This window comes from Pseudomonas sp. DE0157 (genome assembly GCF_007678615.1).
Taxonomy (GTDB): Bacteria; Pseudomonadota; Gammaproteobacteria; order Pseudomonadales; family Pseudomonadaceae; genus Aquipseudomonas; species Aquipseudomonas parafulva_B.
Window position 1 is genome coordinate 1 of the sequence record NZ_VEJN01000040.1, and the last position, 786, is coordinate 786.

At 53.1% G+C, this 786-nt stretch carries 1 rRNA gene; it reads left to right on the plus strand.

Features of this window, described 5'->3' with window-relative positions:
• Positions 1-718 (plus strand): 23S ribosomal RNA (locus FS777_RS21245); the annotation flags it as partial.
• Between the last annotated feature and the right edge of the window lie 68 nt (positions 719-786).

Here is a 786-nt window from a genome sequence, read left to right on the forward strand (position 1 = left end):
TTTGAGGTTCTAACTCAGGTCCGTTATCCGGATCGAGGACAGTGTATGGTGGGTAGTTTGACTGGGGCGGTCTCCTCCCAAAGAGTAACGGAGGAGTACGAAGGTGCGCTCAGACCGGTCGGAAATCGGTCGTAGAGTATAAAGGCAAAAGCGCGCTTGACTGCGAGACACACACGTCGAGCAGGTACGAAAGTAGGTCTTAGTGATCCGGTGGTTCTGTATGGAAGGGCCATCGCTCAACGGATAAAAGGTACTCCGGGGATAACAGGCTGATACCGCCCAAGAGTTCATATCGACGGCGGTGTTTGGCACCTCGATGTCGGCTCATCACATCCTGGGGCTGAAGCCGGTCCCAAGGGTATGGCTGTTCGCCATTTAAAGTGGTACGCGAGCTGGGTTTAGAACGTCGTGAGACAGTTCGGTCCCTATCTGCCGTGGACGTTTGAGATTTGAGAGGGGCTGCTCCTAGTACGAGAGGACCGGAGTGGACGAACCTCTGGTGTTCCGGTTGTCACGCCAGTGGCATTGCCGGGTAGCTATGTTCGGAAGAGATAACCGCTGAAAGCATCTAAGCGGGAAACTTGCCTCAAGATGAGATCTCACTGGGATCTTGAATCCCCTAAAGGGCCGTCGAAGACTACGACGTTGATAGGTTGGGTGTGTAAGCGCTGTGAGGCGTTGAGCTAACCAATACTAATTGCCCGTGAGGCTTGACCATATAACACCCAAGCAATTTGCTTCTGCAGATTGCGGTGGTGAAGATGACATGAACCGAAAGTTCGCAAC